The 17,442-nt window shown below is 34.0% G+C and carries 15 protein-coding genes and 3 pseudogenes; 11 read left to right on the forward strand and 7 right to left on the reverse strand.

The window, feature by feature from the left end; genetic code table 11:
* Positions 1 to 142 precede the first annotated feature (142 nt).
* Positions 143 to 2,107: an endonuclease gene (locus IGB25_RS02355; RefSeq protein ID WP_211066002.1), complete on the forward strand. Its 1,965-nt coding sequence runs from the start codon at positions 143 to 145 to the stop codon at positions 2,105 to 2,107.
* Positions 2,108 to 2,157: 50 nt separating this feature from the next.
* On the opposite strand, the gene IGB25_RS02360 is transcribed toward IGB25_RS02355, so the two are convergent.
* The 6 genes from IGB25_RS02360 to ruvX all read right to left on the reverse strand — a co-directional run bounded on the left by IGB25_RS02360 (position 2,158) and on the right by ruvX (position 6,446).
* Entirely contained in the window at positions 2,158 to 2,877 is a 720-nt protein-coding gene (locus tag IGB25_RS02360) for a DUF6048 family protein (RefSeq protein WP_211066003.1), read from the reverse strand.
* Positions 2,843 to 3,346, reverse strand: coding sequence for a DUF6452 family protein (locus IGB25_RS02365; RefSeq protein WP_211066004.1), 504 nt, complete (start codon positions 3,344 to 3,346; stop codon positions 2,843 to 2,845). The genes IGB25_RS02360 and IGB25_RS02365 overlap by 35 nt, the downstream gene beginning before the upstream one ends.
* On the reverse strand, positions 3,343 to 4,758 hold the full coding sequence (gene rlmD, locus IGB25_RS02370) for a 23S rRNA (uracil(1939)-C(5))-methyltransferase RlmD (RefSeq protein WP_211066005.1): 1,416 nt from the start codon (positions 4,756 to 4,758) through the stop codon (positions 3,343 to 3,345). The genes IGB25_RS02365 and rlmD overlap by 4 nt, the downstream gene beginning before the upstream one ends.
* Positions 4,759 to 5,172: a DUF5606 domain-containing protein gene (locus IGB25_RS02375; protein ID WP_211066006.1), complete on the reverse strand. Its 414-nt coding sequence runs from the start codon at positions 5,170 to 5,172 to the stop codon at positions 4,759 to 4,761.
* Between the two features lie 54 nt (positions 5,173 to 5,226).
* Positions 5,227 to 5,817: a peptide deformylase gene (gene def / locus IGB25_RS02380; RefSeq protein ID WP_211066007.1), complete on the reverse strand. Its 591-nt coding sequence runs from the start codon at positions 5,815 to 5,817 to the stop codon at positions 5,227 to 5,229.
* A gap of 224 nt (positions 5,818 to 6,041) precedes the next feature.
* A complete protein-coding gene (gene ruvX / locus IGB25_RS02385) occupies positions 6,042 to 6,446 on the reverse strand; it encodes a Holliday junction resolvase RuvX (RefSeq protein WP_211066008.1) in 405 nt (134 codons plus the stop codon).
* Between the two features lie 81 nt (positions 6,447 to 6,527).
* Here ruvX and IGB25_RS02390 point away from each other — a divergent pair, with 81 nt between their 5' ends.
* Positions 6,528 to 7,343, forward strand: coding sequence for a 2,3,4,5-tetrahydropyridine-2,6-dicarboxylate N-succinyltransferase (locus IGB25_RS02390; protein ID WP_211066009.1), 816 nt, complete (start codon positions 6,528 to 6,530; stop codon positions 7,341 to 7,343).
* Here the strand turns inward: IGB25_RS02390 and IGB25_RS02395 are convergent.
* On the reverse strand, positions 7,340 to 7,990 hold the full coding sequence (locus tag IGB25_RS02395; RefSeq protein ID WP_211066818.1) for a queuosine precursor transporter: 651 nt from the start codon (positions 7,988 to 7,990) through the stop codon (positions 7,340 to 7,342). The genes IGB25_RS02390 and IGB25_RS02395 overlap by 4 nt on opposite strands.
* Positions 7,991 to 8,141: 151 nt before the next feature.
* On the opposite strand from IGB25_RS02395, the gene folK reads away from it, so the two are divergent.
* The 9 genes and pseudogenes from folK (at position 8,142) to IGB25_RS02440 (ending at position 17,416) form a co-directional block, all read left to right on the forward strand.
* Complete coding sequence (folK, locus tag IGB25_RS02400) at positions 8,142 to 9,263, forward strand: 2-amino-4-hydroxy-6-hydroxymethyldihydropteridine diphosphokinase (RefSeq protein ID WP_211066010.1); 1,122 nt, start codon at positions 8,142 to 8,144, stop codon at positions 9,261 to 9,263.
* A 240-nt stretch (positions 9,264 to 9,503) separates the two neighbouring features.
* Complete coding sequence (locus IGB25_RS02405) at positions 9,504 to 11,165, forward strand: ABC transporter ATP-binding protein (protein ID WP_247653577.1); 1,662 nt, start codon at positions 9,504 to 9,506, stop codon at positions 11,163 to 11,165.
* Positions 11,166 to 11,227: 62 nt separating this feature from the next.
* Positions 11,228 to 11,860, forward strand: a complete 633-nt coding sequence (locus IGB25_RS02410; RefSeq protein WP_211066011.1) for a 7-carboxy-7-deazaguanine synthase QueE — start codon at positions 11,228 to 11,230, stop codon at positions 11,858 to 11,860.
* A gap of 191 nt (positions 11,861 to 12,051) precedes the next feature.
* A pseudogene (lpxD, locus tag IGB25_RS02415) lies at positions 12,052 to 13,091 on the forward strand (UDP-3-O-(3-hydroxymyristoyl)glucosamine N-acyltransferase).
* A pseudogene (locus tag IGB25_RS02420) lies at positions 13,072 to 14,468 on the forward strand (bifunctional UDP-3-O-[3-hydroxymyristoyl] N-acetylglucosamine deacetylase/3-hydroxyacyl-ACP dehydratase). Before lpxD ends, IGB25_RS02420 begins: the two co-directional pseudogenes overlap by 20 nt.
* Before the next feature lie 6 nt (positions 14,469 to 14,474).
* A complete protein-coding gene (lpxA, locus tag IGB25_RS02425; RefSeq protein ID WP_211066012.1) occupies positions 14,475 to 15,257 on the forward strand; it encodes an acyl-ACP--UDP-N-acetylglucosamine O-acyltransferase in 783 nt (260 codons plus the stop codon).
* Between the two features lie 250 nt (positions 15,258 to 15,507).
* Positions 15,508 to 16,074 (forward strand): elongation factor P, encoded by a 567-nt coding sequence (gene efp / locus IGB25_RS02430; protein ID WP_211066013.1) that lies wholly within the window; start codon positions 15,508 to 15,510, stop codon positions 16,072 to 16,074.
* Positions 16,075 to 16,077: 3 nt separating this feature from the next.
* A pseudogene (locus tag IGB25_RS02435) lies at positions 16,078 to 17,015 on the forward strand (UDP-3-O-(3-hydroxymyristoyl)glucosamine N-acyltransferase).
* Positions 17,016 to 17,017: 2 nt separating this feature from the next.
* Complete coding sequence (locus IGB25_RS02440) at positions 17,018 to 17,416, forward strand: nuclear transport factor 2 family protein (RefSeq protein WP_211066015.1); 399 nt, start codon at positions 17,018 to 17,020, stop codon at positions 17,414 to 17,416.
* The last annotated feature ends 26 nt before the right edge of the window (positions 17,417 to 17,442 follow it).

The raw sequence follows: 17,442 nt of genomic DNA on the forward strand, positions 1-17,442 counted from the left end.
CCAGATTTTAAGCTACAAATTTAATGAATTGAATTGGTTATGTGAAAAAATGTATCTATTAAATAAAAGCTAACTTTCATTTAACTTGGAAAACTCATTTTTAATCCATATAAGCATTATTTTAGCAAAATAATTTGAAATCATGAAGTTATTTTTTATACTATTCACAAGTATTTTTAGTTTTAGTCTTGTTGCACAAAACCCTATTATCAACGAGTTTGATACTGATACAGACGGAGTTGACACTAAAGAATTTATTGAGATTAAAACCGATAATCCATTTTCACCTTTAGACGGCTATTTGCTCGTGTTGTTTAACGGGTCAAGTAGTGGAGGTGATTTAAGTTATTTTAATATCGACTTAGATGGTTTTACAACTGATATTAATGGTCTTTTTGTTTTAGGGGCTTCAGAAGTTTCGCCTATTGTAGATTTTGAATTGCCATTAAACACCATTCAAAATGGAGCCGATGCCGTGGCTATTTATCAAGCCAACGAGTCTGATATGCCTATTGGAACATTGGCTACAACCACAAATTTAGTTGATGCTTTAGTTTATGGAACTAACGATTCTGATGATACAGGCCTACTTAATTTATTAGGCTTAACATTACAAATTGATGAAGATGCTAATGGCAATAAAGATTTTGAATCCATTCAGCGTGCTAATGATGGCAGTTGGTATGTTGCAACGCCAACACCAAAGCAACTCAACGATGGCTCGGGTGTTATTCTGAACGGTATAACAATCTCAGCAAATCAAGAGGTTTATGATGAAGGCGAAACCGTTGTCATAACCTTAAACACAGAAGATCCTGTTGATAATGATATCACTTTCAATTTAGATTTAAATAATGGAGATTTTAATAATGCTGATTATACGGGAAATGCTTTTATAGATTTTCAAGCTGGTGATACTACTGGACAAACTCAAATCATTATTTTAGCCGATGGCGTTGCAGAGGAAGATGAATTTATGGAAATCAATATTTCAAATCTTCCACCAGAATTTATTTCAAATAACAACAATCTTAGTCTAATCATAATAGATGGAGACTATACGACTTCTAATTTTGGCACTCCATTAAATCCAACCTTTGGTAATGTTTCAAGTACAGCATCTGCTGATTATTATGATAGTCTTGATGGTCTTTCTGGTAATGCATTGGTACAAGGCATTCAAGATTTGGTTTCAGAAAATGGTGTTGTAAGAACACAAACTTATGCTGATATTATTGATATATTAAAGGTAGCAGACCAAAATCCAGAAAACAACAATCAGGTTTGGTTGCTCTATACCGAACAACCAAGAGCAAAATATCTATTTCAAACAGGTTCTTCAGGTGTTGATATGTGGAATAGAGAACATACCTTTCCTCGATCAAGAGGTGGTTTTACAAGTATTGAAGATGACGATATAGCTGATGGCATTAATGTATGGTGGGAAACTAATGCCGACTCAATAAGGCATGCCAACTCTGATGCTCATGGATTACGTGTTGCCGATGCAGGTGAAAACTCCTCTCGTGGTAACCAACATTATGGACAATATGTTGGTCCATTAGGTAATGCTGGAAGTTTTAAAGGCGATGTTGCACGTTGTATTTTCTTTTTAACAGTACGCTACAATGGCTTAGATGTTGTCAACGGTTTTCCTTCAGATACTGGCAAACTTGGCGATTTAGCCACTTTATTGACATGGCATCAACAAGATCCACCAGATGATTTTGAAATGAATAGAAATAATATTATTTATACTTGGCAAAAAAACCGTAATCCATTTATTGACTTTCCCAATCTCGTAGATTTTATTTGGGGAACTGAATTTGGTAACCCTTGGGATCAAAATTTGAGTGTTGATGAAACAAACATTGATAAGGTTGTTGTGTTTCCAAACCCAGTTAATGACAGTAATATTCAAGTTAAAGGACTTGTTCCTTCACAAACTTATCAGTTTAAATTGCTTGACATTACAGGTAAAACAATTTGGATAACTTCACAACAAGGCAATGCTGAAATACCTATCAATGTTGAATCTGGGCTTTATTTTTTGAGTATTTCTAATGAGAAATCGACAAGAATTATTACACGCATTATTGTCAGGTGATTGTGATTGGTTCTGAAACGAGTTCAGAAACAGATACTAAAAAGTGTTGATCAATTTGGATTAGTTGACTGTGTTTTACGTTTGGTTTTAAAAGGTATTAAGTAGCTGATAGAATAACCCCAACCTGCACCGATAGAGCTGAAATCATTGGTGATGTTAAATCCAGGAATAAATATATTATCAAAATTTTGCAGTTCGGTTTCGCTGACTAAAAATTTGATTTGCACATGTGCACCAGCATATATGTTTTTAAACAATTCTACTTTAAAACCAAACTGAAATTCAGTCCAAACGGCTGAAAGGTTATTAAATTCACGATTAACGATTTGTGTTTCAGGCACAAAAGTATTGTCGGTTGTATAGAAATTAAATTCCTTTAAGGTTTGCGAATAGGAGGAAATCCCAATTCTAAATCCGCCGTAGATTTGGTTTTGCATACCAATCCAGTTTTTATAGAAATTATAATTTGCACCTAATTTTATATAAATACCATCAGAGTCAACTACAAGATTGTTTTCATCAAAAGTAAATTGGTCATTTCCGATTTCAGCAGCGAGGTAAATTTCGTCTGTAAATCTATAATCACCGTTAATTTCAAAGCCTGTATAATTATCATCTACAACAGTTCGCGTAAGTTTAAACAAATCTACACCAAAAGAAACGCCGTATCTTTCTGTGTAGATAAGGCTATCATTTTGAGCAAAACTTTGGGTTATTCCTATAAATAAACAAAAGCTAATGCAAAATAAAAACGTGAGTATTTTGTTCATTTTCTACGTTGAGTTGTTCTGTTGAAACACTTCTTATCCAGTTGTTTGAAGCTGGGTTTTCTATGGTTCTAACCGCACTTAAATCTTTGAAAATAGCTTTAAAACCACAAGCCCGATTGACGTACTTTTCACTGACTTCATATATAAATCTAATGGTATCTACATTCCTAAAGTTATCGTCGTTTGTGTTTCTTATCAATTGAAATTGAGTGGTATTTTGATTTGTATTAAGCGGTAAAGCTATAGAATCTACAATGCCTAAAAATACAGTATCAGTTGTGTTTTCTGCAATATAACTCAAATTTTTAATGGTTTTGTTTTGGTCAGGCTCGGCTACGTCAAAAAATTCTATAATTAAAAAAGGTGTTGTAGGCGTTGACTCAGGGCAAATATCATCGCGTTCACAGGAGATAAACAACAGGATTATACCAACGATAAAAAAACCATATTTTAAAAATCGTTTTATCATGATTTTAGTTCTAAAGCCACTACATTTTCTACATGATGCGTTTGTGGAAACATATCAACGGGTTTGACTTTGGTAATCTTATAACTTTTGGTCAAAATTTCTAAATCTCTTGCTTGAGTGGCAGAATTACAACTGACGTAAACTATACGCTGGGGTTTTAAATCCAATAAAACTTTAACCACGTCTTTGTGCATGCCTTCTCTTGGTGGGTCAGTAATAACCAAATCAGGTTGACCGTGTTTTGCAACAAATTCTTGTGTAAATACTTTTTTCATATCACCAGCCACAAATTTACAGTTGTCAATCTTATTGTCGCTTGCATTGAGTTTGGCTTTTTCAATGGCTTCAGTCACGGCTTCTATGCCGATAACTTTTTTAACTTTTTTAGCGATAAACTGTGCAATAGTTCCAGTGCCAGTATATAAATCATAAACCACTTCGTTACCTTGAATTTGGGCAAAATCTCTTGTGATTTTATACAACTCATAGGCTTGTTTTGAGTTGGTTTGGTAAAAAGATTTGGCATCTATTTTAAAACTCAAATCTTCCATCACTTCTGTAATGAATTCTTGACCGTGATAGCATATCACATCTTGATCATAAATTGTGTCGTTGGCTTTTTGATTAATGACATAAAGCAAAGCTGTAATTTCAGAAAAACTCTGTTTAAGATGTTCAAGCAAAAGTTTGCGTTGAGCTGGTTTGTCGTCATAAAATTGAATAAGCAACATAACCGCTTCACCTGTAGAAGTTGTGCGGATCATCAGTGTTCTGAGCAAGCCTTTTTGTTGTTTGACATCAAAGAAACTCAAATCATTGTCAATAGCAAAACGCTTGACTTCATTTCTTATAGCATTGCTCGGGTCTTGTTGAAGATGACAAGCGTTGAGGTCTAAAATTTTGTCCCACATTCCAGGAATATGGAAGCCTAAAGCATTTTTTTGTTGAATTTCGTTTTCGCTTTCAATTTCTTTTTGTGTTAGCCAACGGTTATTGCTAAAAGAGAACTCCATTTTGTTGCGGTAAAAATAGATGTCTTCACTGGCTTTAATCTTAGAAATAGAAGGCAAATCTAAATGACCAATGCGTTTCAGATTGTCTTCAACCGATTTTTGTTTGTAGTAAAGTTGCTGGTTGTATTCCATATTTTGCCACTTGCAACCACCACAAGTGCCAAAGTGTTCACAAACAGGTTCTGTGCGATGAGAAGAAAGCTTGACAAATTCTATAGGTTTAGCTTGGTAGTATCGTCGTCTTTTTTTGTAAGATTTAGCATGAACAATGTCTCCAGGAATGGCATTATCTACAAAAACGACTTGACCATCAGTGGTTTTGGTCACAGCTTTGCCTTTATGACCAGTATCTATGACTTCAAGGTTTTCAAAAGTTTTATGCCTGTTGCGTTTGCTCATTTATTCTTCTTCGTCAGATTTTTCTTTATCTTGAAAATCCGTAAAATCATTTTCAATTAAAATGTTATACCACTGAATAACTTTTTTGATATCACTTTGGTAAACTCTATCTTCGTCATATTCTGGTAATATTTCTCTAAAATATTTCTCGAGTTCTTTTTTGGGGCTTTTGTGGTCAATACTTTTTTGTCCATCTGTTTTTTGGTATATCTTATGAAATACTTCTTTCAACGGGACTTCATCTGTATAAGTATAAATCGAAATTTCAGATAAAATACTGATATTATTTCTCAAGTTGACTTGTATTTTTCGCCCATCGGTCAGCGATTGTGCCAAAACGCCAGCTCGAGTTTGTGTTTTGAGTTGGTAAAGACCTGGTTTTCCAGATACGGAAAGGATTTTGTCAAATTCCATGATTTAATTTTTTATGTTCGCAAATATGCGATGATAGGTTGATTTATCAAGGATTTATCTACTTTTTTTTAACATGGGAAAACGCATGCGGTAATCGACATCAATTTTTCCTTCAGCAATCTTTTTGAGTTTGCCTTTAATTAAGCGTTTTTTTAGATTAGATAGTTTGTCGGTAAACAAAATGCCTTCAATATGGTCATACTCGTGTTGAACCACTCGTGCAAAATGACCTTCGAGAGATTTTTGCTTTAAATTAAAATCACGATCGTAGTATTCGATTTCAATTTTTGGCTTTCTGAATACGTCTTCATGTATATCGGGAATGCTTAAACAGCCTTCGTTAAAATCCCATTCGTCGCCTTGCTCTTTGGTTATTTTAGGATTGATAAATACTTCTTTGGTCGATTTGAGTTTATTTTTTTCTTCTTCAGAAATATTGCTATCTTCTGCAAATGGTGAAGCATCAACGACAAAAAGGCGTATAGATTTTCCTATTTGAGGAGCTGCCAAACCCACGCCATGTGCATTATACATAGTTTCAAACATATTATCTATAAGCTCTTGTAAGTCTGAATAATCTTCTGGAACATCTTTAGCTTTGCGTTTTAGAACAGGATCGCCATAAGCCACAATAGGTAAAATCATTATTAAAAGTTTTTTATAGAGTTTTGCAAAGTTAAGCAATCTTTGAGAGATATGAATAGTGAGATGTTCAGAGTTATAAGTTGCGACAATAAGTGAACAGACGCGGTAAGTAGTTAGTTGTGGGAAGTTGTATTTATTTGATAGTTAAGTCAAAACTGCAAACTGCAAACCGCAAACTGAATACTGCAAACTGCAAACTGCCGACTGCAAACTGAATACTATCACTAATTAAGGTAGTCCTGCAAAATCAATGTTGCACTGATCTCATCTATCAAACCTTTGCTTCGTTTTTTTTTGTTTTTTAAACCACTTTGAGCAATAGCTTGTGAAGCCATTTTTGAAGAATAACGTTCGTCAATTCTTATGATTTTGAGTTTTGGGAAATCTTTTTTGATATCTTCAATCAACCATAGGATGTTTCTTTCAAGAGCCATAAGTTGACCATCGACGTGTTTGGGTTGACCTATAACAATTTCATCAACTTGATTTTTTGAAACATAAGTTTTTAAAAAATCCATTAAACTCTTGGTTTCAACTGCTTTAAGACCGAAAGCCATCATTTTTAAGTCATCGGTTACAGCAATACCTGTGCGTTTGAGTCCAAAATCTAAAGCCATTACCTTTGGCATAAAATTGTTTTTTACAAATATAGTATAAGCAATATTAATGACTGCTTAAGCAAAATCTTATATTTGAAAAAAAATTGAAAAATGAATAATTTACAAAATATTATATCCAAAGCATGGGACAATAGAGACTTGCTGAAAGATAAAGCTACAATTAAAGCCATTAGAGAAGTCGTTGAACTTTTAGATCAAGGCAAATTGCGTTGTGCTGAACCAACTGATCAAGGTTGGCAAGTCAACGAATGGGTAAAAAAAGCCGTGGTTTTGTATTTTCCTATCCAAAAAATGAAAACTTTAGAAGCTGGCATTTTTGAATATCATGATAAAATTCCATTAAAAACCCATTATAAAGAACGCAATATTCGTGTTGTGCCTAATGCTGTGGCTCGTCACGGGGCTTATATTTCAAGCGGTGTTATTATGATGCCGAGTTATGTCAACATAGGAGCTTATGTTGATGCTGGCACTATGGTTGATACTTGGGCAACTGTTGGCAGTTGTGCTCAAATTGGTAAAAACGTACATTTGTCTGGTGGTGTTGGTATAGGTGGTGTTTTGGAGCCTTTGCAAGTCGCACCTGTCATTATTGAAGACAACGCTTTTCTCGGTTCAAGAAGCATAGTTGTAGAAGGTGTAAGAGTAGAAAGTGAAGCCGTGCTTGGTGCCAATGTAGTTTTGACAGCATCAACTAAAATTATTGATGTGACAGGCGATAAGCCTAAAGAAATGAAAGGCATTATTCCTGCACGTTCAGTTGTGATTCCAGGAAGTTATACCAAGTCTTTTCCCGCTGGCGATTACAACGTGCCTTGTGCTTTGATTATTGGTCAGCGTAAAGCCAGTACCAATAAAAAAACATCTTTGAATGAGGCTTTAAGAACTTATGATGTGGCGGTTTAGTCTAAGCTTATTTCCTCATTAACTTTCAGTTTGAAGCGTTTTCTAAAACTATAAACAATAAGATAAAGTACTGGTGTGTCTAAAGCGACGACAATAACTTTAAATAAAAAACCAGAAAATAATAGCACGTTAAACTTATTCCAAGGTATTTCACCGAAACTACAAAGTAAGCCAATCACAACTAACGTATCAATAAATTGAGAACTCATGGTAGAAAAATTATTTCTCAACCACAAATGGCGACCTTTGGTTTGTTTTTTCCAAAAATGATAAATAGCAATATCGATGTATTGTGCAAACAAATAAGCAATCATAGATGCAGAAACTGCAATTCCTGTAGAACCAAAAACCCGATTGAAGGTATCATCTTGTATTGGTGATGTGGGAATTGCTGAAACTTGATTTGATACCAAAATGATTAAAAGCGAAAATAAGGAGGCAAAAATTCCTACGGTAACAACTTGGTTAGCTTTTTTACGCCCATAAATTTCGCTGATAGTGTCTGTAATTAAAAACGTTAATGGATATGGTAAAATGCCTACAGAAACTTCAAACGTATAAAACCCAAAAAAATCCCAAGCAAAAAATTTTTTAAAAATCAGATTTGATGAGACTAATGATGAAATAAATAAAGCGACTAATATCATATAAATAAAAAGTGCTTGTTTTTTAGAGGCTAAAGAATTCAAAATGGTATGTTTGTTTTACTTGCAAGCAAAAATAAAGGGTTGTAGCTTTGTAAAGCTTATTTTTTTAAAAAAAATACAGATTATCAATCGATAAAATTTTCTTAATATATTGAGCACACTCACAAGCGTTTACATCGCCTTAGGTAGTAATCAGGGGCAACGAGAAGTCTATCTACAAAAAGCCATAGAAGCTATTTTCACAAAAATAGGTTCTGTGACACATATTTCTTCAGTTTACGAAACACCAGCTTGGGGTTTTGAAGGCGAAGCATTTTACAACGCATGCATCAAAGTCAAAACTAGGCTTAAAGCTCAACAAGTCTTAAAAGAATTGCAAGAAATCGAAATAACTTTAGGACGTAGGCGACACTCAAAAAGATATCAAAATAGAACCATAGATTTAGATATTTTATTTTTTGGAGATGATTACATTGCGGATTCTAATTTAAAAATACCTCACCCAGAACTTTCAAAACGCGATTTTGTTTTATTTCCCTTGGCAGATATTGCTACCCAAAAAACTCATCCAATTTTGAATCAAAATATTGAAAAACTGAAAGATGATTTACCAAAAAACAACACAATAAAAAAGACGGATGTCAAACTTAAACCTGTCAATTTTAAAGTTCCAGATGTAAACTATATTTGCATTGAAGGAAATATTGGAGCAGGAAAAACAACGTTCGTAGAGATGATGGAAGAAGATTTTGATGCCAAGTTGATTTTAGAACGTTTTAAAGAAAATCCCTTTTTGCCACAATTTTATAAAGATCCTAAGCGTTATGCTTTTCCTACAGAAATGTCTTTTTTGGCAGATCGGCACCAACAATTAGTCGATGACATTACACAACTTGATTTGTTTTCTAACTTTAGTATTGCAGATTACGATTTATATAAAAGTTTGATTTTTGCTAGAATAACCCTTAAAGACCAAGAATTTAAACTCTATAAAAAGGTCTTTGATATCATGTATCGTAATATTACAAAACCAGATTTATATGTTTACTTTTATCAAAATACAGAACGATTACTTGAAAATATTCATAAAAGAGGTAGAAGCTACGAACAAGATATCAATGCCGATTATTTAGAAAAAATCAATCAGGGTTATTTGAATTTTATAAAAAATGAAAACCGCTTTAAAACTAAAATCTTAGATATTTCAGAATTAGATTTTGTTGACAAAAGAGAAGATTACCTCAAATTAGTAGGAGATATACTAAATTTTTGAAAGTATTTTTAAGTTCAAAAATTTATATTTTAAAACTTTGCCATTCTTTTAAGGTTTTTTCGGTCTTCTAAAATTTTAAATTCCCTTAAATTTGCAAATCTTTATAATAAATCAAGTTAATGGAAAAGCGCCAAAACCCAATCCGATTTTCCAAAAACAAAACTCAATAAATCGAACTTAAAGCGCTCATTAAGGCTTTTTAAGTATATTGGATCTCATCGGTGGAAGCTTCTTATAGGCATGATATTTTTAGGATTGACTGGAGTAACAGCTCTGTTGTTTCCTAAGCTTATGGGCGATTTGATTAAAACCGCTGAATTTAGTGAAGAAGATATAAACACCATGGGAATGTGGCTACTTATTTTATTTACAGCTCAAGCCATATTTTCATTTTTTAGAGTAGTCTTGTTTGTAAACGTCACCGAAAATATGCTTTCTGCCGTTCGTCAAGACGCATACAACACGCTTATAAAAATGCCAATGTCTTTCTTTTCAGGACGACGTGTCAGCGAGCTCAATAGCCGTATTGCGGCAGACATCGGACAGATTCAAGATACCTTTACAACGGGAATTGCAGAGTTTTTGCGTCAAATGATTATTGTTGTAGGTGGTATTATTGCACTTTTTTTAACTTCTGTGAAACTATCTTTATTGATGTTGGTTACCATTCCAGTGTTTGTAGTAGTTGCCGTCATTTTTGGTCGATACATCAAAAAGCTTTCTAAACAAGCTCAAGACAAAGTTGCAGATGCCAATAGCATAGTAGGCGAAACATTGCAAGCCATAGCAGACGTAAAAGCCTTTACCAATGAGTTTTTTGAAATTAAAAAATATAAAAATGCAGTGCTTGATATTAAATCTATCTCCATTAAAGGAGGTTTGGCTCGTGGTGCATTTTCTTCTTTTATCATTTTTTGTATTTTTGGAGCTATTGTGCTTTTGGTGTGGTATGCGGTCAAACTTCAGCACGCTGGTGAGCTTGATCAATCACAGCTTATTACCTTTATTTTATACACCATTTTTGTTGGAGCTTCTATTGGTGGACTACCTATTCAATATGCTCAAATTCAAAAAGCAGTCGGAGCAACCGAAAGAGTATTTGACATTATTGACGAAACTCCAGAAGACTTAAAGGATTTAAAATTAAAAAATAAAATCAAAGGCAATTTAAAATTTGAAAAAGTGAATTTTGCCTATCCTTCACGACCCGATGATCAGGTTTTACATCACCTTAGCTTTGATATATTAAAAGGGCAATCCACGGCTTTTGTTGGTACAAGTGGTGCGGGAAAATCTACTATTGCTAAACTAATTATGAGGTTTTATGAACCACAATCTGGAAAAATTTTGTTTGATGATAAGGAAGCTACATCTTATAATTTAAATGAACTCAGACAACAAATTGCTATGGTTCCTCAAGATGTCCTCCTCTTTGGAGGAAGTATCAAAGATAATATTGCTTATGGAAAACCCAATGCTAGTTTTGAAGCTATAAAAAAAGTCGCAATTCAAGCCAATGCTCACGATTTTATCATGTCGTTTCCTGATCAATACGAGACTCAAGTTGGTGAACGTGGTGTGCAACTATCTGGCGGGCAAAAACAACGTATAGCTATAGCTAGAGCAGTACTCAAAAACCCAGTGATTTTAATTTTAGATGAAGCCACAAGTTCATTAGATTCTGAATCTGAATTATTGGTTCAAGATGCACTTGATAAACTGATGAGAAATAGAACTTCTGTTATTATTGCTCACCGGCTGTCAACCATTAAAAAAGCCGATCAAATTTTAGTGCTTCAAGACGGAAAAATAACTTCAAAAGGCAATCACAAATCACTACTTGATGATAAATCTGGCTTGTATCATAAGCTTTTAACCATTCAGATGGAAGCTCATAATTAACTTATTTCATTTAGGTCAACTAATATAAGCTAAGAGATGCAATTTCTTTAACTTTGCAAGGCATGAAAACAAAAGAAATCAAAAAATTAGTAGATAAGGGTGAATATTTGCCTCTTATGGAAGCCTTTTACACTATTCAAGGAGAAGGTCATCATACAGGAACTGTCGCTTATTTTATACGTATTGGCGGATGTGATGTTGGTTGCCATTGGTGCGATGTTAAAGAAAGCTGGAACCCAGAAATTCATCCTCCAACAGACATAAAAACAATTATTAATGAGGCTAAAAAATACTCGGATACTATTGTGGTTACTGGTGGCGAACCGCTGACTTGGGATATGTCAAAACTCACCCAAGGTCTAAAAGACAAAGGCATGAAGATTCACATCGAAACTTCAGGAGCCTACAAAATGACAGGTGTTTGGGATTGGATTTGTCTGTCACCTAAAAAAATAAAATTACCTCAACCTGAAATTTATAAACATGCAGACGAATTGAAAGTTATAATCTTCAATAAACACGATTTTAAATTTGCAGAAGATCAAGCCCAAAAACTAGAAACTCAAGCTTTGCTTTATCTTCAACCAGAATGGAGTGTTCGAGAAAAAATGATGCCAACTATCGTAGAGTATGTTATGAAGCATCCCAAATGGAAAATCTCACTTCAAACCCATAAATACTTAAGAATCCCTTGATTAAACTCAGTGTTTTTGAAGGTTGATTGCTATGTTATTTGAGATTTAAACAACAATCATTCTTCAGCATAAAAATCATGTGCCAATAACCCTAAAAATAGCTAATGCAGATAAACTTATCAGTATTCTGACTTTAAATTAGTTTTTCATTGAGTAACTTGGGTTTAACTTTTTTTTCTATTTTTGTCAAAATGAAATTCAAAGCAAGTCAAATAGCAGAACTACTCGGCGGAAGTATTGAGGGAAACCAAGATATCGAAGTTGATAAACTCTCTAAAATAGAAGAAGGCGAAGAAGGCTCACTAACCTTTTTACCAATCCTAAATATACATCCTATATATACACAACCAAAGCCAGTATTTGTATTGTCGATAAAGATTTTGAACAAGCTCAAGATATTAATATGACATTGATTAGAGTTGATAATCCTTATGAGTCGTTTTCAAAACTTTTAGAATACTACAATCAGGTTAAGCTTGATAAATCTGGAATAGAAGAACCCAATCATATTTCAAAATCAGCTAGTATTGGTAAAAAACCTTATATAGGTGCATTCACATACATAGGTAAAAATGTAAAAATAGGAGATAATGTTAAAATTTATCCCCATACTTATATTGGTGATAATGTTGTGATTGGTAACCATGTAAATATTTTTTCAGGTTGTAAAATTTACTCTGAAACAGTAATCGGCAACAATTGTGTTTTGCACAGTAATGTAGTTTTAGGTGCTGATGGTTTTGGGTTTTCTCCAGATCAAATAGGGGTTTATAAAAAAATACCTCAAATAGGTAATGTAGTGATTGAAGACCATGTTGATATAGGAGCAGGTACAACCATAGATCGGGCAACTTTGGGCTCAACAATTATCAGAGAAGGTGTAAAATTAGACAATCATATACAAATAGCTCACAACGTAGAAATAGGCAAACATTCAGCCATTGCCGCCCAAACAGGAATTGCAGGATCAACCAAAATCGGCGAAAACTGTCTTATCGGTGGTCAAGTTGGTATTGTAGGTCATATCACTATAGGAAATCGGGTAAAAGTTCAGGCTCAAACAGGTATCGGCAGAAATGTTAAAGATGACGAAGTTATTCAAGGGTCACCAGCTCTGGCTTATGGCGATTTTAATAAATCATATGTCCATTTTAAAAACTTACCAAAACTTGTTAAAAAAATAGAAACCCTTGAACAAAAACTTCAAGATTATGAAAAAACATCCAACTAAACAGACTACTATCCAAAGAGAAGTGAGTCTAGAAGGTGTAGGTTTACACACTGGAAAAAACGTAAAATTAACCTTTAAGCCTGCCAAAGCAAATCACGGATATGCTTTTCAGCGTATTGATTTAGAAGGACATCCTATTATTCCTGCAGACGTCAACTTAGTTACAAATACCGAAAGAGGCACCACACTTGAGAAAAATGGAGTTACCATACAAACTACTGAGCATGTTTTGGCCGCTTGTGTAGGTTTAGATATTGATAATGTGCTGATTGAACTCAATGCTTCTGAACCACCGATTATGGATGGATCTTCAAAATTTTTTGTTGAAGCCCTTGAAAAAGCTGGAAAAGTTGAACTCGATGTAGAGCGTGAAGAATTTGTTGTCAAAGATGTTATTTCTTTTGCTAATGATGATGGCTCTGAATTGATTTTAATGCCTGCAGATAATTATCAAGTGACTACAATGGTAGATTTTGGCACAAAAGTCCTTGGCACTCAAAATGCTTCGATAAAATCGGTTAATGAATTTAAAAATCAAATTGCTGACGCCAGAACTTTTAGTTTTCTTCATGAAATAGAAATGCTTCTTGACCATGGTCTAATCAAAGGAGGCGACTTAAATAATGCTATTGTTTATGTAGATAAAGCATTAAATCCAGAAACTACAGAAAAGTTAAAAGAAGCTTTTGGTAAAGATGAAATTCACATCAAATCTAATGGTATTTTAGATAATTTAACCCTGCATTATCCTAACGAAGCCGCAAGACACAAACTACTTGATGTTCTTGGAGATTTGGCTTTGATAGTACTCGCATAAGAGGCAAAGTGATTGCCAACAAGCCTGGCCATACTGTCAACACACAATTTGCCAAAAAATTATCAAAAATCATCAAAACCGAAAAGCGTAACAAAGTTCCAAAAATCAATCTCAACACTAAACCGCTTTTTGATGTTTCTGAAATCATGAATCGTTTACCACATCGACCACCGTTTTTGTTGGTTGATAAAATATACGAACTTTCTGACAAACACGTCATTGGGGTTAAAAATGTAACTATGAATGAACCTTTCTTTATAGGTCATTTCCCAGGAAAACCAGTTATGCCTGGTGTTTTGCAAGTTGAAGCAATGGCTCAAACTGGTGGAATATTAGCTTTAAGCACCGTTGAAGATCCAGAAAATTATTTGACTTTTTTTATGAAAATGGACAATGTCAAATTCAAACAAAAAGTTGAACCTGGCGATACACTTATTTTTAAATTAGAACTCATATCTCCTATAAGGCGTGGTATTTGTCATATGCAAGGCTATGCTTATGTCAATGGCAAATTGGCTTCTGAAGCTGAGCTTATGGCACAAATCGTTAGACAAAATTAATAATTTATGAATCAACATTTAGCTTATGTTCATCCAGGTGCCAAAATAGCAAAAAATGTAGTTATTGAACCCTTTACTACCATTCACAATAATGTCGTTATTGGCGAAGGAACTTGGATTGGCTCTAACGTAACTATCATGGAAGGAGCAAGAATTGGTAAGAATGTGAGCATTTTTCCTGGAGCTGTTATTTCGGCTATTCCACAAGATAAAAAATTTAATGAAGAAGAAACTATCACAGAAATTGGTGATGGTACAACTATTCGTGAATGTGTAACTATCAATCGTGGTACTTCTGATCGCAACAAAACCAAAGTAGGTAAAAATTGCTGGATTATACTATATTGCCACATTGCACACGATTGTATTGTTGGCGACAATTGTGTGTTTTCTAACAACAGCACCTTAGCTGGTCATATTACCGTTGGCGATTATGTTGTTCTTGCTGGCATGGTCGCTGTTCAGCAATTTTGTAGCATTGGTCAACACGCATTTATCACTGGTGGTTCTTTGGTAAGAAAAGATGTTCCGCCCTATGTCAAAGCCGCTAGAGAGCCTTTATCTTATGTTGGTATCAATTCAGTGGGTTTAAGACGACGTGGATTTGACACCGAAAAAATTAGAGAAATACAAAATATATATCGAATTTTATACCAGCGTAATTATAATAACACTCAAGCCTTTTCAATCATTGAAGCTGAAATGGAAGCCACGCCTGAGCGAGATGAAATTCTTCAATTTATCAAAGATTCTCAACGTGGAATTATGAAAGGTTATTTTTCAAATTGATTGTTTTTTTAGATTTATTTTAAATCCTAAAATTTATATGTATTGAGTAAATAATAATAAGTAAATTTGTTTAGAAAATGTTTCCGAAAGGAGAAACTTACTCTTTATCTGATTAAAAAATAAGTTCATATAGAAGTGTTTGTGAAAATTTTTCTGAAACTTAAGATTGAAAACTGAATACTGAGAACTGAACACTGAAAACTGAATACTTAAAACTGAACACTGAAAACTGAATACTGAAAACAAAACTATGGCAACAACAAGTGATATTAGAAATGGATTATGCATCAGATATAATCATGATATTTTTAAAATTGTAGAATTTCTTCACGTTAAGCCTGGAAAAGGTCCAGCTTTCGTAAGAACTAAACTCAAAAGTGTAACCACAGGAAAAGTAATTGACAACACCTTTTCTGCAGGTCACAAAATCGATGAAGTTCGAGTAGAAACCCATAAATTTCAATTTTTATACAACGATGGTGAGTTTTACCACTTTATGAATCAAGAAGACTACACTCAGATTAGATTAACAGAAGTCGCTCTTGATATGCCAGGTTTGCTCAAAGAAGGTGATGTGGTAACAGTTCTCATCAACACAGAAGATAATGAGCCGTTGTCTGTTGAAATGCCACCACACGTCATTATGGAAGTAACTCAAACTGAACCTGGTGTTAAGGGCAATACTGCAACAAACGCAACCAAACCTGCAACTGTAGAAACCGGTCACGAAGTCAATGTTCCTCTATTCATTAATGAAGGTGATAAGATTAAAATTGAAACCGAAAAAGGAACCTATAAGGAACGTATAAAAGAATAGATCTTGCAGTTTCCCAAAACATATACTCTAAAACAAATTGCTGACATCATCAAGGCAAAACCCATTGGCAACGATGATTTTGAGATTACTGGCATGAACGAAATTCATGTTATCAATTCAGGTGAAATTGTATTTGTTGACCACCCAAAATACTACGACAAAGCTTTACAATCTAAAGCCAGTGTCATTTTGATCAACAAAGAAGTGGAATGCCCAGATGGCAAAGCTCTATTGATTTCTGACGACCCGTTTAGAGATTTTAACAAGCTTACAGATTATTTTAACCGTTTTGAAAAATCAAATCAAAACATTAGCGATTCAGCTATTATCGGCAAAAACACAATCATTCAACCTCAAGTTTTTATTGGGCACAATGTTAAAATAGGTAAAAACTGTATTATTCATCCCAATACTTGTCTTTATGATGGTGTTGAAATTGGTGATAATGTGATTTTGCACTCGGGAGTTGTTTTAGGTGCTGATGCATTTTACTACAAAAACCGACAAACCCATCACGACAAGCTCAAATCTGGTGGTAGCGTTATCATAGAAGATGATGTTGAACTCGGTGCTAATACAACCATTGACAAAGGCGTAACAGCAAACACCATTATCAAAAAAGGAACAAAAATTGACAATCAAGTCCAAATTGGTCACGATACTATTGTTGGCGAGCGTTGCATCATCGTCGCACAAGTCGGAATTGCAGGTTGTGTTGTAGTTGAAGATGAGGTGACTATTTGGGGACAAGTTGGCATTGCCAGTGGTTTGAAAATTGGTAAAAAATCAATCATATTAGCCACTTCTGGAATCAGTAAAGATTGCGAGCCAGGCAAAACCTATTTTGGATCGCCTGCAGCTGATATCAGAAAAAATACAGAGAATTAGCTTCTCTAAGTCGCTTACCTGATGTGCTATCAAAACTCAAAAAATTAATTTAAATATGTCTTATAAAGAGATAGTAACTCATTTTTTATATTCAGATTATTATAAAGACAAAAATGTATTTAAAGATTATATTCATCCAAAATTAGAATTGAATTGGAACAGTAGCGATGGGTTTTTGAAACTCGATTTTGATGGTTTTTTTGAAATGGTTCAAAATATGGGAAAAACCTTTACAGTCTTAACCCCAGAATTTAGTCATATTTTTGCAGAAAACAACAAAGTTTGCGTGCGTTTCACCTATCATGTAGAAACTTTAGAACATGAAGAAAACTTACCTCTTGCTCACTTTATGAGTATTTGGGAAATTGAAGATGATAAAATCCGAAAAGGCTTTATAATGAGCCAAGTCGCAGACGATAGTGTAGATAATATTTTCTCTTATATCGAAAATTAAATTTTGTATCCTAAAAGACACTTAAT

It is taken from the genome of Flavobacterium sp. CS20, assembly GCF_018080005.1.
Lineage (GTDB): Bacteria > Bacteroidota > Bacteroidia > Flavobacteriales > Flavobacteriaceae > Psychroflexus.

What these genes read in the sequence shown, in the direction of transcription:
- IGB25_RS02395 (WP_211066818.1), bottom strand. Translation starts at nt 7,990, where the DNA reads ATGATATTAGTCGCTTTATTTATTTCATCATTAGTCTCATCAAATCTG.
- IGB25_RS02390 (WP_211066009.1), top strand. Translation starts at nt 6,528, where the DNA reads ATGAATAATTTACAAAATATTATATCCAAAGCATGGGACAATAGAGAC.
- IGB25_RS02360 (WP_211066003.1), bottom strand. Translation starts at nt 2,877, where the DNA reads ATGAACAAAATACTCACGTTTTTATTTTGCATTAGCTTTTGTTTATTT.
- IGB25_RS02365 (WP_211066004.1), bottom strand. Translation starts at nt 3,346, where the DNA reads ATGATAAAACGATTTTTAAAATATGGTTTTTTTATCGTTGGTATAATC.
- IGB25_RS02375 (WP_211066006.1), bottom strand. Translation starts at nt 5,172, where the DNA reads ATGGAATTTGACAAAATCCTTTCCGTATCTGGAAAACCAGGTCTTTAC.
- IGB25_RS02355 (WP_211066002.1), top strand. Translation starts at nt 143, where the DNA reads ATGAAGTTATTTTTTATACTATTCACAAGTATTTTTAGTTTTAGTCTT.
- lpxA (WP_211066012.1), top strand. Translation starts at nt 14,475, where the DNA reads ATGAATCAACATTTAGCTTATGTTCATCCAGGTGCCAAAATAGCAAAA.
- efp (WP_211066013.1), top strand. Translation starts at nt 15,508, where the DNA reads ATGGCAACAACAAGTGATATTAGAAATGGATTATGCATCAGATATAAT.
- def (WP_211066007.1), bottom strand. Translation starts at nt 5,817, where the DNA reads ATGATTTTACCTATTGTGGCTTATGGCGATCCTGTTCTAAAACGCAAA.
- ruvX (WP_211066008.1), bottom strand. Translation starts at nt 6,446, where the DNA reads ATGCCAAAGGTAATGGCTTTAGATTTTGGACTCAAACGCACAGGTATT.
- IGB25_RS02405 (WP_247653577.1), top strand. Translation starts at nt 9,504, where the DNA reads ATGATATTTTTAGGATTGACTGGAGTAACAGCTCTGTTGTTTCCTAAG.
- IGB25_RS02410 (WP_211066011.1), top strand. Translation starts at nt 11,228, where the DNA reads ATGAAAACAAAAGAAATCAAAAAATTAGTAGATAAGGGTGAATATTTG.
- rlmD (WP_211066005.1), bottom strand. Translation starts at nt 4,758, where the DNA reads ATGAGCAAACGCAACAGGCATAAAACTTTTGAAAACCTTGAAGTCATA.
- IGB25_RS02440 (WP_211066015.1), top strand. Translation starts at nt 17,018, where the DNA reads ATGTCTTATAAAGAGATAGTAACTCATTTTTTATATTCAGATTATTAT.